Below are 20,703 nucleotides of genomic sequence, written 5' to 3' on the forward strand. Positions count from 1 at the left end.
ACGAGGAAATTTGCCATGTTGTTTGGCAGACGCAAACCCGGCTATACCACCACTGTGGATGGTGCAGCCGACCCCGAACAGGTCGTGCTGGATCTGCAGAAGGCGGAGATGGCCGCAAAGAAAAAGCCCAAGGCGGAGGTGTTCAGCATCGACGCCGCCAGCGAGACCGCCCGCCGCCTGAAAGAGACGGGCAGCACCTTCGATGGCAGCGCCGCCAAGGCGGGCGAGGACGTGATGGCTGTGGTGGAGCGCGAGACCAGCGAGCTGGCTGCAAAGCAGCAGGCCGCCGGAGCCGCGCCCGAAGCTGCTGAGGCCCCCGCTGTGCCGGAAGGCACCGACGCGGCCGACGCCAAGCCGGAGCTGCTGGACTTTCTGGCTGCTGCCCCCGATGCGGAGAACGACCCCTACGCAGACCAGCCCACCAAAACGGCTCCGGAACTGCCGGAGCTGACCCCGGCGCAGCAGCTGGCAGGGTTCATCCGCTCCCGCTCGGCGGCCGCTCTGGTCACGGCACATGCCCAGCTGGTCTCGGAGGTGGAAAACGCCGACGAGCTGCTGGCTCAAATGCCGCAGGACCCCCAGTGTGAGGATATCGTCTCCCGCACTGGTGCCAAGGACACCTACTACTATTCCAGCGCCAACATGAGCGACAATTACGCGATGATCGCGCAGCTCATCGAGGACCGGGACCTGTGTGTGATGTTCGCGGAGATGGTGCGGTTCAATGCCCGCATCTACCCCAGCGCCACCCCGCTGCGCTACTTCCAGCGCTCCCCCTACGGCCTTGCGCCGGACGAGATCGAGCAGACCTGGAAGACCATGCAGGGCAGGCCGGAGTTTGCGGACATTGAGGAGCTGACCAACAACCAGAACGAGCGGTTCCTCTTTTCCACCCAGTATCTCACCCGCCGCTACGCCAAAGCCATCAGCGACGTGGATGAGTTCTGCGATTAAACATTCCAGAGCAAAACTGAATAGGGTATAAGAGCTTCTTTGAGCAAAGGCGTCTAAACCCGCAGGGCACTGACGCCGCGCCGCAATGCTAAGGGCCTGCACCGCAGACCGGCATTCAAGGGTGGCAGGGGAAACCCGGCCGCCTTCCCGCAGAAGAAACGCTGCAATTTGAAAAAAAGAACTCCTCCCATCGACCCGACACCGGGGCCTGCCCTGTGCATGGCTGCTGCAACAGCCCGCGCGGAGCGAGTCCCGCCCGGCACAGCTGTCTGCAAACAGCCGCGCGGGGTGTGCGTCGTGTTTTCTGCGGGGGCGTTTTGATTTTCGGTCAAGACGTCCCCGCATTTTTTACCTGCCGTTTGAAAACGATGGAACCCACAAGGGGGCATGCTGTCCGGGCCATAGCGGACGGCGGCTCTCTGCGGGATAAAATGGAGGATATTTTTCGATGAAACAGCCTTTTTGTGCGCCTGCCGAGGCGCTGCGCCGTGTGCTGGATGCCGCGGCGGCACTGCCCCGGCCTGCGGTCGAGAATGTCGGGCTGGACGAGGCCTGCGGACGGATCGCCGCTGCGCCGCTCTGCGCCCGGATGGACCAGCCTCCCTTTGACCGGAGCCCGCTGGACGGCTATGCGCTGCACAGCGCCGACACCGCCGGGGCCGGGGAGATGACCCCCAAAGCCCTGCCGGTGGTGATGAAGCTCTATGCCGGGGATGCCCCCACGGCAGAGCTGCCTGTCGGCTGCGCGGCCCGCATCATGACCGGTGCGCCGCTGCCCGCCGGGGCCGACTGCGTCCTGATGCAGGAGCAGACCGACGGCGGGGAAGAGACCGTGCGCATCTACGCCGAACTTTCCCACAACGCGAACGTGGTCTTCCGGGGCGAGGACATCGCCGCCGGAGCGCTGGTCGCCGAAGCGGGCACGGTGCTCACGCCTGCCCACCTCGGTGTGCTGGCCGGGCAGGGTTATGCTGAAGTGCCGGTGTACAAGCCGCTCACCATCGGTGTGCTGGCCACCGGCAGCGAGCTTCTGGCCCCCGGAGAGTCTTGGGCGCCCGGCAAGATCTACGACGCCAACGGCATCCAGAATGCGGCCCGCCTGCGCCAGCTGGGATTCGCCGTCCGCCGCCGCCACTGCTCGGACGACCCGGCCCGCATCGCCGCCGAGCTGGAAGAATTGCTCACCGGGTGCGATGCCGTCATCACCAGCGGCGGCGTGTCGGTCGGGCAGAAGGATTATCTGCCCATAGTGCTGGAAATGCTGGGTGCCCGGAGCATTTTTGCGGGGGTCGCCCAGAAGCCCGGCAGCCCGATGCTGGCCGCAGAGGTCGAGGGAAAACTCGTGTTCTGCCTGTCGGGCAACCCCTTTGCCGCCGCAGCCACTCTGGAACAATACGCCGTCCCGGCCCTGCTGCGGGCCGCCGGGCGGCAGGAGGAAGCCTGCATCCTGCCCCGCACCCGCCGCACCCTGACCACCGGCTTTTCCAAGCCCAGCAAGGGGAACCGCTACCTGCGGGCCAGAGCATCGGGCGGCACCGTTGCCATCCCCGGCGAGGGCAACACCGAGGCCCATTCGTCCGGCAGCCTGTCGGCCATGATCGGCTGCAATTCTTTGGTGGAGCTGCCTGCTGGCAGCGGCCCGGTGGAGCCGGGCGAGGAAGTGGAGGTGCTTTCCTTTGTATACTGAACGCAAAGAGGCTCTGGCCGCAGAGCTGAGCCTGAAACACCCGGCGGTGCTTGCCGTCAGCGGGGTGCACAACAGCGGCAAGACCACCCTTTTGGAAAAGCTCATCCCGCTGCTGCGGGCGCGGGGGCTGAAGGTGGGCGTCATCAAGCACGACGGCCACGATTTCACCCCCGATGTCCCCGGCACCGACAGCTTCCGCCTGCGCGAAGCCGGAGCCGAGGGCGTGGCCGTCTTTTCCGGGCAGCGCTATCTGCTCACGGAAGCGTTCCGCCTCACCGAGCAGGATCTGCTGGCCCTGTTCGAGCGCCATGGCTATGATCTGGTGCTGATGGAGGGCTTCAAGGAGAGCGGCTGGCCCAAGATCGAAGTCGTGCGCAGCGCCATCTCCAATGAGCCGGCCTCCTTTGAGCCGCTGGCCGTCGTGGGCGATGTGCCGGGCGCGGATTTTGCACTGGATGAGCCGGAGGCACTGGCCGACTGGATCGCAGCCCAGATGCCCGCGCTGTGAGGAAGAGAGGAAAGCGATTATGAAACTGATCCGTACCGAAGACGCCGCAGGGCAGGTGCTCTGCCACGATATCACCCAGATCCTTCCGGGCGAGTTCAAAGGCCCCCGCTTCCGCAAGGGCCACATCGTCCAGCCGGAGGATATCCCGGTGCTGCTGAGCATCGGCAAGGAGAACCTGTACGTCTGGGAAAAGACGCCCGGCATCCTCCACGAGGACGAAGCCGCCGCGCTGCTCTATCGGGCCGCTGCGGGCAGGAACATCCACGGCACCGAGCCGAAGGAGGGCAAGATCGAGCTGATCGCCGACTGCGACGGCCTGCTCAAGATCGACCGCGCCGCTTTGCTGGCCGTCAACCGCACCCCGCAGATGATGATCGCCACCATCCACGGCGACATGCCGGTGAAAAAAGGAGCCAAACTGGCCGGTACCCGCATCATCCCGCTGGTCATCGAGCAGGAAAAGATGGACGCCATGCAGAAAGCAGCGGGGGACAAGCCCATCCTGAACGTCCTGCCCTTCCACCAGAAGAAGTTTGCGGTCATCACCACGGGCAGCGAGGTCTTCAAGGGCCGCATCGAGGATAAATTCACCCCCATCCTGGAACGCAAGCTGGCGGAATACGGCTGCGAGATGGTCTTCCACAAGGTCTGCGACGACGACCCGGCGGGCATCACAGCGGCCATTCTGGAAGCAAAGGTGGCGGGCTGCGAGCTGATCTTCACCACCGGCGGCATGAGCGTGGACCCCGACGACCGCACCCCGCTGGCCATCCGAAACACCGGGGCTGACATCATCAGCTACGGTGCGCCGGTGCTGCCCGGTGCCATGTTCCTGGTCAGCTATCTGGACGGTGTGCCTGTCTGCGGCCTGCCGGGCTGCGTGATGTACGCCAAGCGGACCATTTTCGATCTGCTGCTGCCCCGTCTGCTGGCCGATGACCCCATCACCGCCGAGGATATCGCCCGCCTGGGGGAGGGCGGCCTCTGCCTGGGCTGCGGCACCTGCACCTGGCCCAACTGCGGGTTCGGGCACTGCTGAACGAGCTCCGTTGTGAAAGGCTACACGAAGGATAACGTGAATTTTATGAATACAACAGAAAATAAACTGACCCATTTCGATGCCGAGGGCAATGCGGTGATGGTGGACGTGAGCGGCAAGCCTGTCACCTCCCGCGAGGCCACGGCCCACGGCATCATTACCATGAACGAAGACGCCTTTGCCGCCGTGCAGAACGGCACGGTGAAGAAAGGCGATGTGCTGGGCGTAGCCCGCGTGGCCGGCATCATGGCCACCAAGCGCACCAGCGAGCTGATCCCGCTGTGCCATCCGCTGCCGCTGACCAAGGTGCAGATCGAGTTCGAACTGCTGCCGGAGCGCCGGGCGGTGGAGGCCCGCTGCACCGTCAAGACCAGCGGCGTCACCGGCGTGGAGATGGAGGCCCTGACCGGTGTTTCCACCGCGCTGCTGACCATCTACGATATGTGCAAGGCCGTGGATAAGGGGATGGAACTGGGCGAGATCCATCTGGAAAAGAAGAGCGGCGGCAAGAGCGGCCTGTACATCCGGGCGGAGGGCGGCTATGTTTGATGCAAAAGGCCGCACGATCCACTATCTGCGCCTCTCGGTCACCGACCTGTGCAACCTGCGCTGCCGCTACTGTATGCCGGACGGTGTGGAGAAACTGGAACGGGAAGATATCCTGACGTACGAAGAATTTCTCCGCCTTGCCGCACAGTTTGCGCAGTGCGGGGTGGATACGGTCCGCGTCACCGGCGGCGAGCCGCTGGTGCGCAAAGGCGTGGATCATCTGGTGGCGCAGCTGAAAGCCATCCCCGGCATCCGCCGTGTCACCATGACCACCAATGGGGTGCTGCTGGCGCAGCAGCTGCCCGCCCTGCTTGCCGCCGGGCTGGACAGCGTGAACATCAGCCTGGACACCCTTTCACCGGAAGTGTTCGCCCGCATCACCGCGCGGGACGCCTTTGCGGACGTGATGGCGGGCATCCGGGCCGCGCTGGAAAGCGGCCTGCCCGTCAAGCTGAACTGCGTGCCGCAGGTGGGCGTCAACGAGGGAGAGCTGGAAGCGCTGGCCGCTCTGGCGGAGACAAAGCCTTTGCAGGTGCGCTTCATCGAGATGATGCCCATCGGCTATGGGGCTGCAATGCCCTGCATCTCAGGGCCGGACCTGCTGGCCCGCTTCCGGAAGCGCTGGCCGGAGCTGGCCCCGCTTTCCCGTCAGGAAACGGCAGACATCGGCGACGGCCCGGCAGTCTACTACACCGCGCCGGGCTGGCAGGGGAGCGTGGGCTTCATTGCGGCCGTGCACGGCAAGTTCTGCGCTTCCTGCAACCGGGTCCGGCTCACGAGTCAGGGTTTTCTGCGGCCCTGCCTTGCCAGCGAGGCGGGCTGCGACCTGAAAATGCTCCTGCGCAGCGGCGCGTCGGACGAAGCGCTGCTCAGCGCCATCCGCACCACCATCTGGGAAAAGCCCCAGGAGCACCACTTTGAATTGAAACAGGATGTCCCGGCTACGCGCGGGATGTATCGGATCGGAGGATAATATGGGAAAGATCCTGGCCATTTGCACCAGCCCGAAGCGCGGCACCGTCAAGACCGAGGTGCCCGAAGCCACCCTGACCCCGGAATGGGGCATTGAGACCGACGCCCACGGCGGAAACTGGCACCGTCAGGTCAGCCTGCTCAGCGCCGAGAAGATCGAGAACTTCCGCAAGAAGATCTGGGTCGATTACGGTGCCTTTGGCGAAAACCTCGTTGTGGAGGGGTTCGATTTCCGCAATCTGCCCGTCACCAGCCGCTTTCAGGTCGGTGAGGTCGTGCTGGAGATGACCCAGATCGGCAAGGAATGCCACAACGACTGCGTCATCAAACAGCAGACCGGCGAGTGCATCATGCCCCACGAGGGCGTGTTCGCCCGTGTGCTCCACGGCGGCACGCTCCATGTGGGCGATGAAATGATCCTGCTGCCCCCGGAAGAAGACCCGCCGCTGCGCGCAGCCGTCATCACCCTGTCGGACAAAGGCGCCCGCGGCGAGCGGGAGGACAAGAGCGGCCCGCTCATCGTGGAGATGCTGACCGCCGCCGGGTACAAAGTGGAAGAGACCATGATCCTACCCGATGAGGCCAAGGCGCTGAAGGCCCAGCTCATCCGGCTGGCCGACGGCCGACAGGTGAACCTGATCTTGACCACCGGCGGCACCGGCTTCTCCCCGCGCGATATCACCCCAGAGGTCACCTATGCCGTGGCCACCCGCAGCGCCCCCGGCATCGCCGAGGCCATGCGGTACCACAGCCTGAGCATCACCCCGCGTGGGATGCTCAGCCGCGCAGCCAGCGTCCTGCGCGGCAAGACCCTCATCGTCAATCTGCCGGGCAGCCCCAAGGCCGTGCAGGAGAATCTGGAGTACATCCTGCCCAGCCTCGAACACGGCATCCGCATCGCTGCCGGGCTGGACGGCGAGTGTGCCCGGAAGTAATGCGGCCTTTACAGCCCCGCCCTGCGGGAGACGCTGTAAACGATAACTCTATGGGAACAACAGAAGGAGAAATGACCATGAATGCCCAGATCTCCCGCCGCGGCTTCCTGTGCGCTGCCGGCATCGCGTCCGCATCTGCTGCCCTGACCGCCTGCGGCGGCTCCAGCAGCTCCGTTTCCTCCGTGGCAGGCTCTGCCGCCGCCTCTTCGGAGGCTGCTTCGGGCGAGTCCGTCGAGCTGATCGTCTTCGCTGCAGCGTCCCTGACCGAGACGCTGAACGCCATCGCCGAGACCTATTCGGCGGAGAACTCCGGCGTGACCTTCCGCTTCAACTTCGACTCTTCCGGCACCCTGAAGACCCAGATCCAGGAGGGCGCAGACTGCGACCTGTTCCTTTCGGCAGGTCAGAAGCAGATGAACCAGCTGGACAGCACCGCTTCCGCTGAGGTGAACACCGAGGGTCTGGATTTCGTGGACAGCGATTCCCGCGTGGATCTGCTGGAAAATAAGGTCGTCCTGTGCGTCCCCGAAAATGCCGACAAGGGCATCGACAGCTTCGATTCTCTGGCCGAGCACCTGAAGGCTGAGGACATTCTGTTCTGCATGGGCAACAGCGATGTGCCGGTGGGGCAGTACACCCAGAAGATCCTGGCCTACTACGAGCTGGACGAAGCCGCTCTGGCTGCGGCCGGTGTCATCACCTACGGCTCCAACGTCAAGGAAGTCACCACTCAGGTCAGCGAGGCCAGCGTGGATGCCGGTGTCGTCTACTGCACCGATGCCTTCAGCGCCGGTCTGAAGGTCGTGGATGAGGCCACGAAGGAGATGTGCGGTCAGGTCATCTACCCGGCTGCCGTCCTGAAGGCTTCCCCCAACGCCGTTGCTGCCCGGAAATTCCTGGAGTATCTGCAGACCTCTGCGGCAGGCGAAGTGTTCGAGAGCGTCGGCTTCACCGCACTGTAAACCGCTCAATCTCGCATTGGCTCGCCAGCTCCCCTGATAGGGGAGCCCTTGGCAGGCCGGGCAGGCTGTGACTGGCCGAAGGAGGTCCCGGACGCCGGAAACAGCAGGGCCCTGCTGTGAGACGAAATAGGGAGGTGAAAGCAAGTGGACTGGTATCCTTTATGGAACAGCCTGCGCATTGCGCTCATCAGCTGCGCAGCGGTGTTCTTCCTCGGCATTTTTGCCGCCTATTATATCGCAAAGCTGCCCCGTGTGCTCAAAGGTGTGCTGGACGTGGTGCTCACCCTGCCCATGGTCCTGCCGCCCACGGTCGTGGGTTATTTCCTGCTGCTGCTGTTCGGTGCCAAGCGGCCGCTGGGCCTCTTCTTTCTGGAGCATTTCGGCGTCAAGCTGGTCATGAACTGGTACAGCGCCATCTTTGCCTCCATCGTGGTGGCCTTCCCGCTGATGTACCGCACGGCCCGCGGCGCGTTCGAGAGCTTCGACGAGACGCTGGCCTGGTCTGCGCAGACGCTGGGACTTTCCAACACCTGGATCTTCTGGCGGGTGCGGATGCCCTATTGCCGTCAGGGCATCCTGGCCGGAACGGTGCTGGCCTTTGCCCGCGCGCTGGGCGAGTACGGCGCGACCAGCATGATCGCAGGCTACACTCCCGGCAAAACGGCCACCATCGCCACCACGGTGTATCAGCTCTGGCGCACCAACGATGAGAGGGGGGCGATGCAGTGGGTGCTGGTGGACATCGTCATCTCGGCAGTGGTGCTGTTGGCGGTCAACCTGCTGGAACGCAAACAGAAGCAGGGAGGGAAGCGCACATGAGTTTGGACGTCAAGATCACCAAACGGTTCGACGGCTTCACCCTTCGCACGGAGTTCACAGCGGGCAATACCACCGCCGCCATCCTCGGCGCATCCGGCTGCGGCAAAAGCATGACCCTGCGCTGCATTGCGGGCATCGTCAGACCCGACAGCGGCCGCATCGTGCTGGACGGCCGTGTCCTGTTCGACAGCGAACAGGGCATCGACCTGCCCCCGCAGCAGAGGAACGTGGGCCTGCTGTTCCAGAACTACGCGCTGTTCCCGAATATGACGGTGGAGCAGAACATCCTCTGCGCGCTGAAAAAGGAGAAGGACCCCGCCGCCCGCAAGGCGGCCTGTGCGGAGGCCCTGCGCGCCATGCGGCTGGAGAAACTGGCCCACCGCCTGCCCAGTGAGCTTTCGGGCGGGCAGCAGCAGCGCGCTGCGCTGGCCCGCATCCTGGCAGGCAAGCCCCGTATCCTGATGCTGGACGAGCCGTTCAGCGCACTGGACAGCTACCTCCGCGAGGAAGTGGAGGGCGAAGTGGGCAGCCTGCTGGCCGGGTTTGACGGCACGGCCCTGCTCGTGACCCACAACCGCGACGAGGCCTACCGTCTCTGCCGCGAGATGATCGTCATGGACGGCGGCGAGGTGCTGCGGGCCGGCACGACCAGAGAGGTCTTTGCAGACCCCCGCCGCCTGACCGCCGCCCGCCTGACCGGCTGCAAGAACATCCTGCCCTGCGTCCGGGTGGACGCGCACCGGGTGCATCTCACCGGCTGGGAGCAGGAGCTTGCCGTGGCGCTCCCGGTGCCGGAAAACTGCACCGCCGTGGGCATCCGTGCCCATGACCTCGTGCCCGCCGCAGCGGACAGCGACAACCGGCTGCCGGTGCGTGTGGGCGCTTCGAGCGAGAATCCGTTCGACTGGAATGTCATCTGCACCTCGGTGGATGGCAGCGCAAAGTTGTGGTGGAAGGTCTCCAAAACGACGCTTTCTTCACCCCTGCCGGAGACCCCGGCCTTCCTCCGGGCGGCGCCGGAAAACATCATGCCGCTGGTATAATGGAAAACAAAAAAGGAACCGCTGTGCGTTCGAAACACAGCGGTTCCTTTTTGTATCGCGTGTTACATCAGCGCCGTCAGCACCAGTGCGCACAGGGGCAGGGTGACGATGCTGAGCAGGGTGGTGAGGACCACGCATCCGGCAGCGAACTGCTCATCGTGGCCGAACTGAACGGCGAACACCGAGGTGATCGCGGCGGCAGGGCAGCACTCCAACAGCAGCACCACCTGTGCGCTCATGCCGAAGCGCAGCAGACCCAGCGCCGCAAAGGCCGCCAGACACACTGCCGGGATGACCAGCATCCGCAGTCCGGCCAGTTTCCAGATGTGTCGGTCGCAGACAATCTGCTTCAGGTCGCCTGTGGCGATGAGGATGCCGGTGATGAGCATGGAAAGCGGGGTGTTCATGTTGCTCAGCAGTTCCAGCGGCTGGGCGATGAGGGCGGGCACCGGGATCTGCAGCAGGTAGACGGCGAGGCCCACCACCATCGCATACAGCACCGGGGTGCGCAGCAGGCTGCGGGCCACTTCCTTCGGGCTGGAACTGCCGCTGACCATGCCGTAGCCCATGGTCCAGAGCAGGATATTGAACACGGTCACGTAGGCGCTGGCGTAGAGCAGCCCCTCCGACCCAAACAGCGCCGAAATGAGCGGGAAGCCCATATAGGCTGCGTTGGAGAAGACCGATGCGAACCGGAAGATGGGGGCCCGGCGGTCTTTCTGCCGGGCGGTCAGGGCCAGCGTCAGCACAGTGCCGATGAGGATGGCCAGAACGCTCAGCCCGAACGCGGCCAGCAGGTTGTGCAGGATCTCCTCGCTGAAGTCCATCATATAGGAGTGGACGATCATGGCCGGAACGACCAGGTAGACCAGCAGGTTCGAGAGAGTCTGCCGCCCTTCCGGCTTCAGCACACCGGTCTTGATGGCGGCCGCGCCTGCCCCGATGAGCAAAAACAACACGATGACCTGCTGTGCGCAGATAAGTGCCAGTTCCATTTTCAAATTCCTCCCAGCTTCATAAATACAAGCATGAATACAAGAAAGATATAGCACAAAACAGGGGATTTGGCAAGAGAAAAAATGAAACCCTCGCCGGTTCGCTTTTGCTCGCGACCTCGCCCCTTGGGAGAGGTGGCATTGCAAAGCAATGACGGAGAGGGTCTCTTTCACAAAATCACATTCTTGATGAGCAGCGAGACGCTGCCGTCGGGGTCATGGAGGAACTCCACTTCCGACTCGGAGGACAGGATCTCGGTGGGGATCTTCACCTCGATGCCGCTGGCGGTGTGGATGCTGCGGCTCTCCATCCGGCGGATGCGGGCGGGCGTCACGGTGACAGGCTGCTCGAACTGCTCGATGACATCGCTCTTCTCCACGTAGTCGTCAAAGGGGACAGCGGCCAGCGGGTATTCCTCGGCCAGCTGGCGGCGCACCTGCTCCACCGAGACCTGGTTGTCGTTGTCGGCGGCCTGGTTCGCAATGAGCATGGCGACCTGTGCCTCGGCGTGGGGTTCGTCCTGGTAGGCGTCCATCACGGCCTGCGCAGCGGCTTCCTGGATGGCTTTCAGCTTTTTCTTTTCCGGTTCGGCCTGAGTGTACTGGAACACGACCGTAGAAAGGTAAAATTCCTTGTGGCCGTCGATGTCGTACTTCTTTTCCAGCAGGCGCATGGAGTAGTCCTGCAGGTTGACGAGCGCACCCTCTTCCACCTTGCCGCTCTGGGTCGGCAGGCAGGCCCGCTGCTGGATGATGGAGTTGACCGGGGCACCCTCCACAGTCTCGGTGTAGTGGGTGTAGCCGTTCTTGTAGTTCAGCTTGAGGATGCCCAGCCACGGGGTACCGTCGCGGGTGAAATCCACCACGGCCAGGTCGGCACCGGGGATGGTGGTGTGGGCGTGCATGTAATCGAACAGCACCCCCGCGATGCGGCAGGACAGGTCCACGAAGTCCTGGTTGTGCTCCAGCTCGTTTTTGAAGGCCGAGTCCGGCAGGGGGCGGCACTGACGGATGTCGTCACTGGCCAGCAGCTTTTCGATGTGGTTCTGCAAATAGGCCGTTTTTTCGGCGGTAGGCTCCATGCAGCTGCCGCTGAGCACCGGGGCGTCGAGGGTGGTGTCCAGCACATGCAGGATGGCCTGATGAATGATGATCTCCATGGGGATACCTCGTTTCAAAGGATGATTTCCGGATTCTGCTCCAGTATACCACAACCCACCCCGGATTGCGAGAGGAAAACCTGCTTGTCTCATGGAAACCAATTTTACAAAAAGAGCCGTAAGTGGTATTATAAATAAATCACACCCGCCGCTACGGCGATGGGGCAGCCCCATGGTACACCGGGAATCTTGAAGCCACCTGGCGGGATGTGCTGGAGGGCTGTACATCCTTGCTGGAAGAACTGCGCGGATAGGAGAATTTCATGAAAGAACGTTATTGTGAGGGGGAGCGGTTTGCCGACCTGTCGTTTGTCGAGGAGACTTTTGAGGACTGCGATTTTACCGACTGCGTATTTGTGGACTGCGTGTTTACAAAGTGCGAACTGGACCACACCACACTGAACGAGTGCAAATTTGTGCGGTGTGAGATCACGGGGCTGCGCAGCACCCATTCCTCAGTGCAGTCGCTGGATTTTGAGGACTGCCGCCTGAATGAGATCGAGTGGGCACCCCTGATGTCCAATGGCGCGTTCCCGGACCCCATCCACACGCTGAAGGGATGCAGCCTGAAATATAACACCTTTACGGAGATGAATTTCAACCGCTTCAACTTTTCGGACGGGAACGAGATCGTCGGCTCGATGTTTGCCAAATGTGAGATGCAGCTGGTCAAGTTCAAGGGCACAGAGCTTCACGAAACGGAGTTTTACCAGTGCGACCTGCGCAAGGCGGATTTCCGGGATGCCATCGGATATAAGGTGGATATTCTGGGCAGCCGCCTGAAAGATGCAAGATTTTCACTGCCGGAAGCCGTGAATCTGCTGGCTGACCTGAAGATCAAGCTGTCCTGAACAGGGGCGGGCAAGGGGCAATTACCGCTGTCTCGATTTGCGGCTTCTGTACAGATGCTGTAAATCTTGAAAGCGGAGCGCTTCTGTTCATAGGGGAAACAAAGAAAAAAAGAACCAGCCGAACATGTTCGGCTGGTTCTTTTGGTTGGGGATGAGAGAATCGAACTCCCACAAGTAGAGTCAGAGTCTACCGCACTACCACTATGCAAATCCCCAAGATTTGCTTTGTTGTTTGGCTCGTGAGCCGCTCAACGTGTGCTATTATACGGGAAAAACCCGGAGTTGTCAAGCACTTTTTCAAACTTTTTTGCAAAATCTTGAAAAAAGACGGTCTTTCGCGGAACATTTTGAAACGTCAGAGCAATGGGGCAGAGTCGTCGGGGAGGTAGACGATTTTTTATGGCGGGACTCCATCAACCGTCATCCTTCTCACTTTCTTTGCATATACTGGAAATCAGTAGAAGCAAAGATGCACAAAGAGGAGGAACCACGATGGCACAGTCTGCGCAAAAAGAAAAAACCTTGTTGTCCGACCGCATCCCGCGGGATACGGAACATGAACGCTACCACCCGGAACTGGAAGAGGAACTGAAAGAGTGCCTGTTCTGCCTGCGCCAGAACGAGATGATGTTTGACCTGGAGGTGGACACCGACCTCATCGAACAGCACATCTACGAGCGGCAGGCTCTGCTGTGCCGCTACCGCTATCTGCTGGCTCAGGCGCGGGAGCTTGGCCTGCATACTATTTTGCAGAAATATCAGCCGATGGGAGGATGAACCCTCTCCCGAAGAGGCGAAGTCTGTGGAATGCCAAAGCCTCTCCTACAAGGAGAGGTGTCACCGAAGATGACGGACAGGTTGTACGAAGAACAGCCTATCCTCCAAGAATAGGCTGTCATCGTGGCCCGCCTGAGAGGTTATACTCCCTCAGGCACCGCGCAAACCCCTCCTGCGTGGAGCAGAAGGTGATGCCCTGCGCGGCGGCTTTGCAGCCATCCATCCGCAGGTTGCGGTGCCAGTCGGTGATCTCGATGGCAACGGAAATGCCCAGCAATTCCGCGAACTGCCGTGCGGTCTCGACCATGTTGCGGTCGTTGCTGCTGCCAAAGTTGTACACACCGCCGGGCAGGGAGAACGCCGGGTACAGGTTCTCGATAACCTCCCGCACAAAGCTGATGCCCCGCCAGTCGTGGGCAGAAAACTGCACCGGCGTCCCACGCAGAGCGGCCCGCAGCAGGTTCAGCGGCAGATTGCCCCGGATGGGCAGCTGATAGCCGGGCAGGTCGTACATCCAGGGTGCCCGCAGAAACACGGCGTCCGGCAGGACTTCCAGCACCCGCTGCTCGGCTTCCAGCTTGTGCTGCCCGTAAATGTTGGAAGGGGAAAGGGAAAGCGTTTCGGGCAGGGGGCCTTCCTGCGCTGCCCCGGAATAAACCTGGTCGGAGCTGAACACCACGAGTTTCGCGCCGGTCTCGGCCGCGGCCCGCGCCATCCAGAGCGGCACGTCCACATTGGCGCGGCGGGAGTCCTCCGGGTGCTGCTGGCAGTAGCCGGTGTCAGAGAGCGCGGCCAGATGCAGTACAACGTCCGGCTGCACCTGTGCAGCAAAACGGCAGAGGTCTTCCTGCGTGGCCGCCGCCAGAAACCCGCGCGGAAACGCAAGAAGCTCTGCTTTTTCACGCCATTGCTGCATCACACGGGCCCCGACAAAGCCGCCCGCACCGGAAACAAGGATCTTCTGCATCTTCATCACCGTACCAAAAACAATTCCAGAACAAACACCACGGCGCAGCAGGCGACCGACACCTGGAACAGGCTGGCCCCGAACCAGGCAGCGGCGATGCCCACCACCAGCGCCGCCGCACCGGCCAGAGGGCTCTGGGTGGCGTTGACGATGGCCGGAAAGGTCATCACAGCCAGCGTCACATAGGGCACATAGAACAGGAACGACTGGATGAACCGGTTCTGGATGGGCTTGCGGATGAGTGTCAGCGGCAGAACGCGGATGGCGTAGGAGACCGCCGCCATCACGGCGATGTAGACCCAATTGTTGTATGTCATTGTTCGGCCTCCTCAGCTTGCGTTGGAACCGGGAACAGCACCGCCGCCCCGCAGGAGATGAGCACCGTGAGCAGGATGGTGCGGGTGCCGTCGGAGAGCGATGCGATGCCCGGCAGGTAATTGCAGACAAAGCTGAGGGCGAAGCTCAGCGCCACCAGAACCGCCACGACCTTGTTCTTGCGGGCCGGGGGGATGATGATGGCAAGGAACATGCCGTAGAGCGCGACGCTCAGAGCGCTGACGGCCCGCAGGGGCAGCAGGTTGCCCGCCACGATGCCCAGCGCGGTGCCCATGGCCCAGGCCGGTGCCGCCAGTGCGATGGCACCGTAGGTGTAAAACGGGTTCAGGTAGCCGGGCCGTGCGATGGTGATGCCGAACAACTCATCGGTGACATCGTAGCCGATGATGAGCCGGTGGAAGAAGGGTGTGCCGGGGGCAAACCGCTGGGCCAGCGCGCAGCTCATCAGCAGATACCGCGCGTTGGCAATGAGGGTGATGATGGCCACTTCCACATAGGTAGCCCCGGCGGCAATGAGCGAGAACGCCGCATATTCTCCGGCGGAAGCATTGTTGAACAGGCTGGCAACAAACCCCTGGATGGGGGTCAGGCCCGCGTTTCGGGCCGCAATGCCCAGCGAAAAAGAGACGGCAAAATACCCCAGTGCGATGGGCACACCGTCCCGCATCCCTTCGCAGAACACCTTCCGGCTGAATGCGTAGGGCTTGACTGCAGTTTCCATTGAGTTCCAGACTCCTTTCCTACTTCAAGACACGAAAATAATTATAGCACATCCGCCCGGCAAAGACAAAAGAAAATGCCTCAGCTTTTGGAAGGAAAGCTGAGGCATTTTCACAGAGAAGGGAGCTGTGGCTTATTCCACAACGTCTTCGAACTGGCTGTTGTACAGGTCTGCGTAGAAGCCGCCCTTTTCGATGAGCTGGTCATGGGTGCCCTGCTCGACGATGTCGCCGTCCCGCATCACAAGGATGAGGTCTGCGTCCCGGATGGTGGACAGGCGGTGGGCGATGACGAAGCTGGTGCGGCCGCGCATCAGGTTGTCCATTGCGGTCTGGATGCGCTGTTCGGTGCGGGTATCCACGCTGCTGGTGGCCTCATCCAGGATCAGGATGCGGTTGTCGGCCAGGATGGCGCGGGCAATGGTCAGCAGCTGCTTCTGGCCCTGGCTGACGTTGGAGGCGTCCTCGTTCAGCTCCATCTGGTAGCCGCCGGGCAGGGTGCGGATGAAGTGGTCTGCGTTGGCAGCCTTGGCTGCGGCGATGACTTCTTCGTCGGTGGCGTCGAGGCGGCCGTACCGGATGTTCTCCATGATGGTGCCCTTGAACAGCCAGGTGTCCTGCAGCACCATGCCGAAGCCCTCGCGCAGAGCGCTGCGGTCAAAGTCGCGCACATCGTGGCCGTTCAGGGTGATGGAACCGGAATCCACATCGTAGAACCGCATCAGCAGCTTGACCATGGTGGTCTTGCCCGCGCCGGTGGGGCCTACGATGGCGACCTTCTCGCCGGGGTTCACGGTGCAGCTGAAATCGTGGATGATGGTCTTTTCGGGCACATAGCCGAACCGGACGTGGTCAAAGGTGACCTGACCGTCGATGCAGGCGGGGTCTGCCCGGCGGGCCGGGTCGGCGAGCTGCGCTTCTTCCGGCTCGTTCAGGAACTCGAAGACGCGCTCCGCCGCAGCGGCCATGCTCTGCAGCATGTTCGACACCTGCGCGAGCTGCTGGATGGGCTGGGTGAAGTTCTTGACATACTGGATGAAGGCCTGAATGTCGCCGATGGTGATGACGCCGTTGGCGGCAAACACGCTGCCGACGATGGCCACGGCCACATAGCCCAGATTGCCCACAAAGTTCATGATGGGCTGCATCAGGCCGGAGAGAAACTGACTCTTCCAGGCGGATTCGAACAGCTTGTCGTTTGCGGTGTTGAAGTCGGCCAGCACAGCGGCTTCGCGGTTGAATGCCTTGATGACGCTGTGGCCGGAGTAGACTTCCTCCACCTGGCCGTTCACGACGCCCAGAGTGGCCTGCTGGGCCTTGAAGTATTTCTGGCTGAATTTGACCACCAGCAGCACAAGCGCCAGCGAAACGGGCAGGATGAGCAGGGCGATGAGGGTCATTCTGGGGCTGATGGAGAGCATCATGAGGAGCACACCGATCATGGTGGTCACACTGGTGATGAGCTGGGTGACGCTCTGGTTCAGGCTCTGGCCCAGAGTATCGACGTCGTTGGTGATGCGGGAGAGCACCTCACCGACGGTGCGCTTCTCAAAGTAGGCGAGGGGCAGGCGGTCGATCTTCTCGCTGATCTGGCGGCGGAAGTCGTAGCACACCTTCTGCGAAAGGCCGGTCATCAGCCAGCCCTGAACGAAGCTGAATGCAGCCGAGCAGAGGTACATGGCCAGCAGGATGAGCAGAATTTTGCCGATGTAGCCAAAGTCGATGCTGCCAACGCCGCGCAGTCTGGCGATCCAGCCGGTGGCAAGGGCCGTGGTGGCCTTGGCCAGGATCTTCGGGCCTGCGATGTTGAAGATGGTGGAGAGGATGGCGAAAACGATGACGACGATGAGGGAGATCTTATATGCGCCCATGGTCTTGAGCAGCTGCAGCAGCGTGCCCTTGAAATCCTTGGCGCGTTCCGTCGTCTGGCGTCCGGGTCTCGGCATGTTACTTCTCCTCCTTTCCGGTGTTCAGGTCTTTCAGGTCCAGCTCTTTCTGGCTCAGCTGGCTCCGCGCGATCTCCTGATATTCGGGGCAGGAGGCCATCAGCTGGGCGTGGGTGCCCCGGCCCACCAGACGGCCCTCATCAAGGACCAGGATCTGGTTGGCGTGGAGCACCGTGGAGATGCGCTGTGCCACGATGATGACGGTGGCGTCGCCGGTCTCCGCCTTCAGGGCACGGCGCAGGGTCACGTCGGTCTTGTAGTCCAGGGCGGAGAAGCTGTCGTCAAACAGATAGATGCGCGGCGCTTTTGCAATGGCGCGCGCAATGGAAAGGCGCTGCTTCTGCCCGCCGGAGACATTGGAGCCGCCCTGCGCGATGGGGCTGTCGTAGCCTTCGGGCTTGGCGTCGATGAACTCTGTGGCCTGTGCGATGGCAGCTGCTTTCTTCATGTCGGCGTCGGTGATCTGTTCGCCGCCGAACTTCAGGTTGCTCGCAATGCTGCCGCTGAACAGGATACCCTTCTGGGGCACATAGCCCAGCAGGCTGTGCAGCGTCTCCTGCGGCATGTCGCGGACGTCGATCCCGTCCACGGTCACTTTGCCGCTGGTCACATCGTAAAAGCGGGGGATGAGGTTCAGCAGGGTGGATTTGCCGCAGCCGGTGGAACCGATGATGGCGGTCGTCTGGCCCGGCTCAGCGGTAAAGCTGATGTGCTCCAGCGCGTCGCTGTCGGCACCGGGGAAGCGGAAGCTCACATCCTCGAACCGCACCACACCGTTCCAGTGGCTGCGCTCCCGCGCAGGCTGGGCGGCGGCTTCGTCGGGGTCGTGGATGGAAGCGGTGGTGCGGCACACTTCGTCGATGCGGTCTGCGGCCACACCGGCGCGGGGCAGCATCACGGCCACCATCGCCAGCATCAGGAAGGACATGACGATCTGCATCGTGTAGGTGATGAAGGCGATCATCTCGCCCACCTGCATGTTGCCGGCATCCATGGCCTTGCCGCCGAACCAGACGATGAGCAGGCTGGTGCCGTTCATGATAAGGGTCATAAAGGGCATCATGGCGACCATGGCGCGGTTGGTGAACAGCTGGGTGCCCATCAACTCCTTGCTGGCCTTGTCAAAGCGCTCTTCCTCGAAGGTCTCACGGCTGAACGCGCGCACCGGCATCACGCCGGTCAAAATTTCGCGGCTGACGAGGTTCAGCTTGTCCACAAGGGTCTGCATGATCTTGAATTTCGGCATCGCGATGTTCATCAGGAACACGATGAGGCAGAGCAGCAGGACCACGTCCAGCACGATGATCCAGGCAAGGCCGGTGTTGCCCTGCACGACATGGAGCACACCGCCGATGCCCAGGATGGGCGCATAGGCCACCATGCGCAGCAGGATGACGCAGACGAACTGCACCTGCTGGATGTCGTTGGTGGTGCGGGTGATGAGGGAAGCAGTGGAGAAATTCTCGATCTCTGCATTGGAGAAATGGATGACAGAGGAGAAGGTCTGCCGACGCAGGTCACGGCCGATGGCAGCCGACACGCGGGAAGCGATGAGGCCCACCAGAATGGCGACCGCCACCATCAGCAGCGTCAGGCCCAGCATCTGCCCGCCCACTCGGAAGAGATACTGCATCTGGACGTCGTGCGCGACGCCCTGCGCCTCGTATTCCAGGCTGACCAGCAGGGTGGCCTGGCTGGCCATGCTGGAAAGGGTCGTTTCGTCGATCTGTGCCATTGCGCTGGCAAGCTGCTGCTGGATCATCTCGCGGGAGAAGCCCGGCATCTGCGCCATGGCCGCAAACTGGGCGCACACGGCGTCCAGATCGGCAGCAGTGGGGGCGATGGTCTCCGCTGCGGTATCCTCGGCACTTTCCGAGGGGGCTGTGCTCTCAGCGGCCCCGCTGGAAGCAGCCGGATATTCCGAAAGGGGAGCCATGCCCTGCGCGGGCATCCCGGTGCCATTGGCAGCCTGCGAAGCAGCCATATACAGCACGATGTCCGGCATGGTGACGATCTCTTCCAGAGAAGCACGCTCCTCGGCGGTCAGGTCAGCGCGGAGCTTCAGAACGCCGTCGTCCTGAATGTAATATCCGTAGGCGTTCCGGAAGGTCTCTGCGTCCTCTTCGCTCATCAAAAGCGACAGCGCATCCCGCGTGGAGGAGCGCAGGGTCTGGGGCAGGGGGCTTTCGATGCCGCCCTGCTGGATGCCGGTATCCACGATCTTGCTCGTGTAGTCCGGCAGGGAAAGGTCGCAGTACGCCTGCACGAACAGCAGGCCGATCACGACCAGGCAGGCGGCCCAGTGGCGGGCCAGCTGCTTGAAGATCTTACCCATTTTGATTGTCTCCCTTCAATTTTTGGTTCTGTTCCGCATTTTCTGCTTCAATGGCCGCCAGCAGAATGTCCTTCAACTCAAAAAACTGCTGCCGCTGTTCCGGGGTCAGGCGGTGGGCAATGCCGGAAAAATACCGCACCAGCGCTTCTTCCCCGGCGGCGCTGGCGGCGCGGCCCTGCGGGGTGATGCGCACCAGCGTTTTCCGACGGTCGTTGGGGTCGGTGATGCGCTCAATGAGGCCCTCCTGCTCCAATGTCCGCAGCCCCCGCGAAATGACCGGCATGGCCTGCCGGGAAGCTTCGGCCAGCTGGGAAACATAGATGGTGCCCTCGTGGCCGTGCTTGGCAATGAGGGTGGACAGGGTCTCCAACATGGCAAAATGGCACTTGGGGCAGCTGGACAACGCCGCGCTCATGCCCCGCTTGGTCTCGTCATGAAGCCGGAAAATGTAGTGGAACAATCCCGCAAGGTCTGTGATCACAGGCTGCATAGCTTCCTCCTCGTTTGTTGATGAATGCAAATAATTAACACTTGATAACTATTCACGATTGAAATAATATACCCGCCTGCACTGGAATGCAAGCGGGTAAAGATGAACTTTTTGAAAACTCTGAAAAAATGATGTTCCAAAGGGAAAATGGTCACTCGTGGAGCGCGCGCTCTTCTTCCAAGGTGTCCTGCTTGCCACGGATGCGCCCCAGCCCGTAGGCAAGGAGTGTGGCGCAGAGAAGGTTCATCCACGAAAAGGAAGCCCCATTGAAGGTGTTGCAGATGCCGATGACAAGGTTTGCAAGGCAGAGAAGTTTCACGTCGTTCCCGATTTTATTCAAATGAGCGATGCGGGAATCCATATCCGAAAACATATCGAACGGGCCCTGTTCAGCGGAGCGGCGGTAGTACCCCCAGCAGAAGCAGCGGCCAACGGACTCGGCCCCAAGCTCCCCCATGAAATTTTCAAAATCAGAAGAGTTGTCCAGTGTTTCTACCCGGATGATGTATTCGCCCGGTTCGGTCTTTTCGAAAACAAAGGTGCAGAAGCTGGCTTTCTTCAAAGCCCAGCCTTCCTGCGCCATCTCGTTGAGCCATCGTTCTTCTTTTTCGTATTCCCAGACCCAGAATACCTTGTGGAGTTTCTTTGTCTCGCTCATG

Annotated in this window: 21 protein-coding genes, 1 tRNA gene and 1 pseudogene; 13 read left to right on the forward strand and 10 right to left on the reverse strand. The window is 61.7% G+C overall.

Annotated features, from left to right (window positions below; all coding sequences use genetic code 11):
• Positions 1-15 precede the first annotated feature (15 nt).
• The 10 genes from I5P96_RS06805 to I5P96_RS06850 all read left to right on the forward strand — a co-directional run bounded on the left by I5P96_RS06805 (position 16) and on the right by I5P96_RS06850 (position 9,468).
• Complete coding sequence (locus tag I5P96_RS06805; protein WP_223383653.1) at positions 16-954, forward strand: hypothetical protein; 939 nt, start codon at positions 16-18, stop codon at positions 952-954.
• 448 nt (positions 955-1,402) lie between these two features.
• Positions 1,403-2,641 carry a gephyrin-like molybdotransferase Glp gene (gene glp / locus I5P96_RS06810; RefSeq protein ID WP_223383654.1) on the forward strand — a complete coding sequence of 413 codons (1,239 nt, stop codon included), beginning with the start codon at positions 1,403-1,405 and terminating at the stop codon, positions 2,639-2,641.
• Complete coding sequence (mobB, locus tag I5P96_RS06815; protein WP_097792356.1) at positions 2,631-3,149, forward strand: molybdopterin-guanine dinucleotide biosynthesis protein B; 519 nt, start codon at positions 2,631-2,633, stop codon at positions 3,147-3,149. The genes glp and mobB overlap by 11 nt, the downstream gene beginning before the upstream one ends.
• Before the next feature lie 19 nt (positions 3,150-3,168).
• Complete coding sequence (locus tag I5P96_RS06820) at positions 3,169-4,188, forward strand: molybdopterin-binding protein (protein ID WP_223383655.1); 1,020 nt, start codon at positions 3,169-3,171, stop codon at positions 4,186-4,188.
• A gap of 45 nt (positions 4,189-4,233) precedes the next feature.
• Positions 4,234-4,737 carry a cyclic pyranopterin monophosphate synthase MoaC gene (gene moaC / locus I5P96_RS06825; RefSeq protein WP_097792354.1) on the forward strand — a complete coding sequence of 168 codons (504 nt, stop codon included), beginning with the start codon at positions 4,234-4,236 and terminating at the stop codon, positions 4,735-4,737.
• Entirely contained in the window at positions 4,730-5,710 is a 981-nt protein-coding gene (gene moaA / locus I5P96_RS06830) for a GTP 3',8-cyclase MoaA (protein WP_223383656.1), read from the forward strand. The genes moaC and moaA overlap by 8 nt, the downstream gene beginning before the upstream one ends.
• A 1-nt stretch (position 5,711) precedes the next feature.
• Positions 5,712-6,644: an MOSC domain-containing protein gene (locus tag I5P96_RS06835; protein WP_223383657.1), complete on the forward strand. Its 933-nt coding sequence runs from the start codon at positions 5,712-5,714 to the stop codon at positions 6,642-6,644.
• A gap of 77 nt (positions 6,645-6,721) precedes the next feature.
• A complete protein-coding gene (gene modA, locus I5P96_RS06840; RefSeq protein ID WP_223383658.1) occupies positions 6,722-7,606 on the forward strand; it encodes a molybdate ABC transporter substrate-binding protein in 885 nt (294 codons plus the stop codon).
• A 144-nt stretch (positions 7,607-7,750) separates the two neighbouring features.
• Complete coding sequence (gene modB, locus I5P96_RS06845) at positions 7,751-8,425, forward strand: molybdate ABC transporter permease subunit (RefSeq protein WP_223383659.1); 675 nt, start codon at positions 7,751-7,753, stop codon at positions 8,423-8,425.
• Complete coding sequence (locus I5P96_RS06850) at positions 8,422-9,468, forward strand: sulfate/molybdate ABC transporter ATP-binding protein (protein WP_223383660.1); 1,047 nt, start codon at positions 8,422-8,424, stop codon at positions 9,466-9,468. Before modB ends, I5P96_RS06850 begins: the two co-directional genes overlap by 4 nt.
• Positions 9,469-9,530: 62 nt before the next feature.
• Here the strand turns inward: I5P96_RS06850 and I5P96_RS06855 are convergent, their stop codons facing one another.
• Both I5P96_RS06855 and I5P96_RS06860 read right to left on the reverse strand, forming a co-directional pair.
• Positions 9,531-10,463 carry an AEC family transporter gene (locus I5P96_RS06855; protein WP_223383661.1) on the reverse strand — a complete coding sequence of 311 codons (933 nt, stop codon included), beginning with the start codon at positions 10,461-10,463 and terminating at the stop codon, positions 9,531-9,533.
• A gap of 170 nt (positions 10,464-10,633) precedes the next feature.
• A complete protein-coding gene (locus I5P96_RS06860; RefSeq protein WP_223383662.1) occupies positions 10,634-11,623 on the reverse strand; it encodes a nucleoid-associated protein in 990 nt (329 codons plus the stop codon).
• A 149-nt stretch (positions 11,624-11,772) separates the two neighbouring features.
• On the opposite strand from I5P96_RS06860, the pseudogene I5P96_RS06865 reads away from it, so the two are divergent.
• A pseudogene (locus tag I5P96_RS06865) lies at positions 11,773-11,877 on the forward strand (low molecular weight phosphotyrosine protein phosphatase); the annotation flags it as partial.
• 9 nt (positions 11,878-11,886) lie between these two features.
• Positions 11,887-12,474: a pentapeptide repeat-containing protein gene (locus tag I5P96_RS06870; protein ID WP_223383663.1), complete on the forward strand. Its 588-nt coding sequence runs from the start codon at positions 11,887-11,889 to the stop codon at positions 12,472-12,474.
• 142 nt (positions 12,475-12,616) lie between these two features.
• Here the strand turns inward: I5P96_RS06870 and I5P96_RS06875 are convergent.
• Positions 12,617-12,690: transfer RNA gene (locus tag I5P96_RS06875), tRNA-Gln, on the reverse strand.
• A 276-nt stretch (positions 12,691-12,966) separates the two neighbouring features.
• Here I5P96_RS06875 and I5P96_RS06880 point away from each other — a divergent pair.
• Positions 12,967-13,251 (forward strand): DUF2508 family protein, encoded by a 285-nt coding sequence (locus tag I5P96_RS06880; protein ID WP_118552849.1) that lies wholly within the window; start codon positions 12,967-12,969, stop codon positions 13,249-13,251.
• Between the two features lie 118 nt (positions 13,252-13,369).
• On the opposite strand, the gene I5P96_RS06885 is transcribed toward I5P96_RS06880, so the two are convergent.
• The 7 genes from I5P96_RS06885 to I5P96_RS06915 all read right to left on the reverse strand — a co-directional run bounded on the left by I5P96_RS06885 (position 13,370) and on the right by I5P96_RS06915 (position 20,702).
• Entirely contained in the window at positions 13,370-14,218 is an 849-nt protein-coding gene (locus I5P96_RS06885; protein ID WP_223383664.1) for an SDR family oxidoreductase, read from the reverse strand.
• A gap of 5 nt (positions 14,219-14,223) precedes the next feature.
• Complete coding sequence (locus tag I5P96_RS06890) at positions 14,224-14,535, reverse strand: AzlD domain-containing protein (RefSeq protein WP_118552850.1); 312 nt, start codon at positions 14,533-14,535, stop codon at positions 14,224-14,226.
• Complete coding sequence (locus I5P96_RS06895) at positions 14,532-15,275, reverse strand: AzlC family ABC transporter permease (RefSeq protein WP_223383665.1); 744 nt, start codon at positions 15,273-15,275, stop codon at positions 14,532-14,534. Before I5P96_RS06895 ends, I5P96_RS06890 begins: the two co-directional genes overlap by 4 nt.
• A gap of 132 nt (positions 15,276-15,407) precedes the next feature.
• The gene (locus I5P96_RS06900) at positions 15,408-17,219 is read right to left on the reverse strand and encodes an ABC transporter ATP-binding protein (RefSeq protein ID WP_223383666.1); all 1,812 of its coding nucleotides are present in this window, start codon (positions 17,217-17,219) and stop codon (positions 15,408-15,410) included.
• Between the two features lies 1 nt (position 17,220).
• Complete coding sequence (locus I5P96_RS06905; RefSeq protein ID WP_223383667.1) at positions 17,221-19,554, reverse strand: ABC transporter ATP-binding protein; 2,334 nt, start codon at positions 19,552-19,554, stop codon at positions 17,221-17,223.
• Complete coding sequence (locus I5P96_RS06910) at positions 19,547-20,044, reverse strand: MarR family winged helix-turn-helix transcriptional regulator (protein WP_223383668.1); 498 nt, start codon at positions 20,042-20,044, stop codon at positions 19,547-19,549. Before I5P96_RS06910 ends, I5P96_RS06905 begins: the two co-directional genes overlap by 8 nt.
• 151 nt (positions 20,045-20,195) lie before the next feature.
• Positions 20,196-20,702 (reverse strand): DUF2812 domain-containing protein, encoded by a 507-nt coding sequence (locus I5P96_RS06915; protein ID WP_223383669.1) that lies wholly within the window; start codon positions 20,700-20,702, stop codon positions 20,196-20,198.
• Position 20,703 lies beyond the last annotated feature (1 nt).

The sequence above is a fragment of the Faecalibacterium prausnitzii genome, from assembly GCF_019967995.1.
Classification (GTDB): Bacteria; Bacillota; Clostridia; order Oscillospirales; family Ruminococcaceae; genus Faecalibacterium; species Faecalibacterium prausnitzii_E.

Excerpts from the sequence above, each read along its gene's own strand:
- I5P96_RS06805 (WP_223383653.1), top strand. The coding sequence starts at position 16 with ATGTTGTTTGGCAGACGCAAACCCGGCTATACCACCACTGTGGATGGT.
- glp (WP_223383654.1), top strand. The coding sequence starts at position 1,403 with ATGAAACAGCCTTTTTGTGCGCCTGCCGAGGCGCTGCGCCGTGTGCTG.
- I5P96_RS06820 (WP_223383655.1), top strand. The coding sequence starts at position 3,169 with ATGAAACTGATCCGTACCGAAGACGCCGCAGGGCAGGTGCTCTGCCAC.
- moaC (WP_097792354.1), top strand. The coding sequence starts at position 4,234 with ATGAATACAACAGAAAATAAACTGACCCATTTCGATGCCGAGGGCAAT.
- moaA (WP_223383656.1), top strand. The coding sequence starts at position 4,730 with ATGTTTGATGCAAAAGGCCGCACGATCCACTATCTGCGCCTCTCGGTC.
- I5P96_RS06835 (WP_223383657.1), top strand. The coding sequence starts at position 5,712 with ATGGGAAAGATCCTGGCCATTTGCACCAGCCCGAAGCGCGGCACCGTC.
- modA (WP_223383658.1), top strand. The coding sequence starts at position 6,722 with ATGAATGCCCAGATCTCCCGCCGCGGCTTCCTGTGCGCTGCCGGCATC.
- I5P96_RS06850 (WP_223383660.1), top strand. The coding sequence starts at position 8,422 with ATGAGTTTGGACGTCAAGATCACCAAACGGTTCGACGGCTTCACCCTT.
- I5P96_RS06855 (WP_223383661.1), bottom strand. The coding sequence starts at position 10,463 with ATGGAACTGGCACTTATCTGCGCACAGCAGGTCATCGTGTTGTTTTTG.
- I5P96_RS06860 (WP_223383662.1), bottom strand. The coding sequence starts at position 11,623 with ATGGAGATCATCATTCATCAGGCCATCCTGCATGTGCTGGACACCACC.
- I5P96_RS06870 (WP_223383663.1), top strand. The coding sequence starts at position 11,887 with ATGAAAGAACGTTATTGTGAGGGGGAGCGGTTTGCCGACCTGTCGTTT.
- I5P96_RS06880 (WP_118552849.1), top strand. The coding sequence starts at position 12,967 with ATGGCACAGTCTGCGCAAAAAGAAAAAACCTTGTTGTCCGACCGCATC.
- I5P96_RS06885 (WP_223383664.1), bottom strand. The coding sequence starts at position 14,218 with ATGCAGAAGATCCTTGTTTCCGGTGCGGGCGGCTTTGTCGGGGCCCGT.
- I5P96_RS06890 (WP_118552850.1), bottom strand. The coding sequence starts at position 14,535 with ATGACATACAACAATTGGGTCTACATCGCCGTGATGGCGGCGGTCTCC.
- I5P96_RS06895 (WP_223383665.1), bottom strand. The coding sequence starts at position 15,275 with ATGGAAACTGCAGTCAAGCCCTACGCATTCAGCCGGAAGGTGTTCTGC.
- I5P96_RS06900 (WP_223383666.1), bottom strand. The coding sequence starts at position 17,219 with ATGCCGAGACCCGGACGCCAGACGACGGAACGCGCCAAGGATTTCAAG.
- I5P96_RS06905 (WP_223383667.1), bottom strand. The coding sequence starts at position 19,554 with ATGGGTAAGATCTTCAAGCAGCTGGCCCGCCACTGGGCCGCCTGCCTG.
- I5P96_RS06910 (WP_223383668.1), bottom strand. The coding sequence starts at position 20,044 with ATGCAGCCTGTGATCACAGACCTTGCGGGATTGTTCCACTACATTTTC.
- I5P96_RS06915 (WP_223383669.1), bottom strand. The coding sequence starts at position 20,702 with ATGAGCGAGACAAAGAAACTCCACAAGGTATTCTGGGTCTGGGAATAC.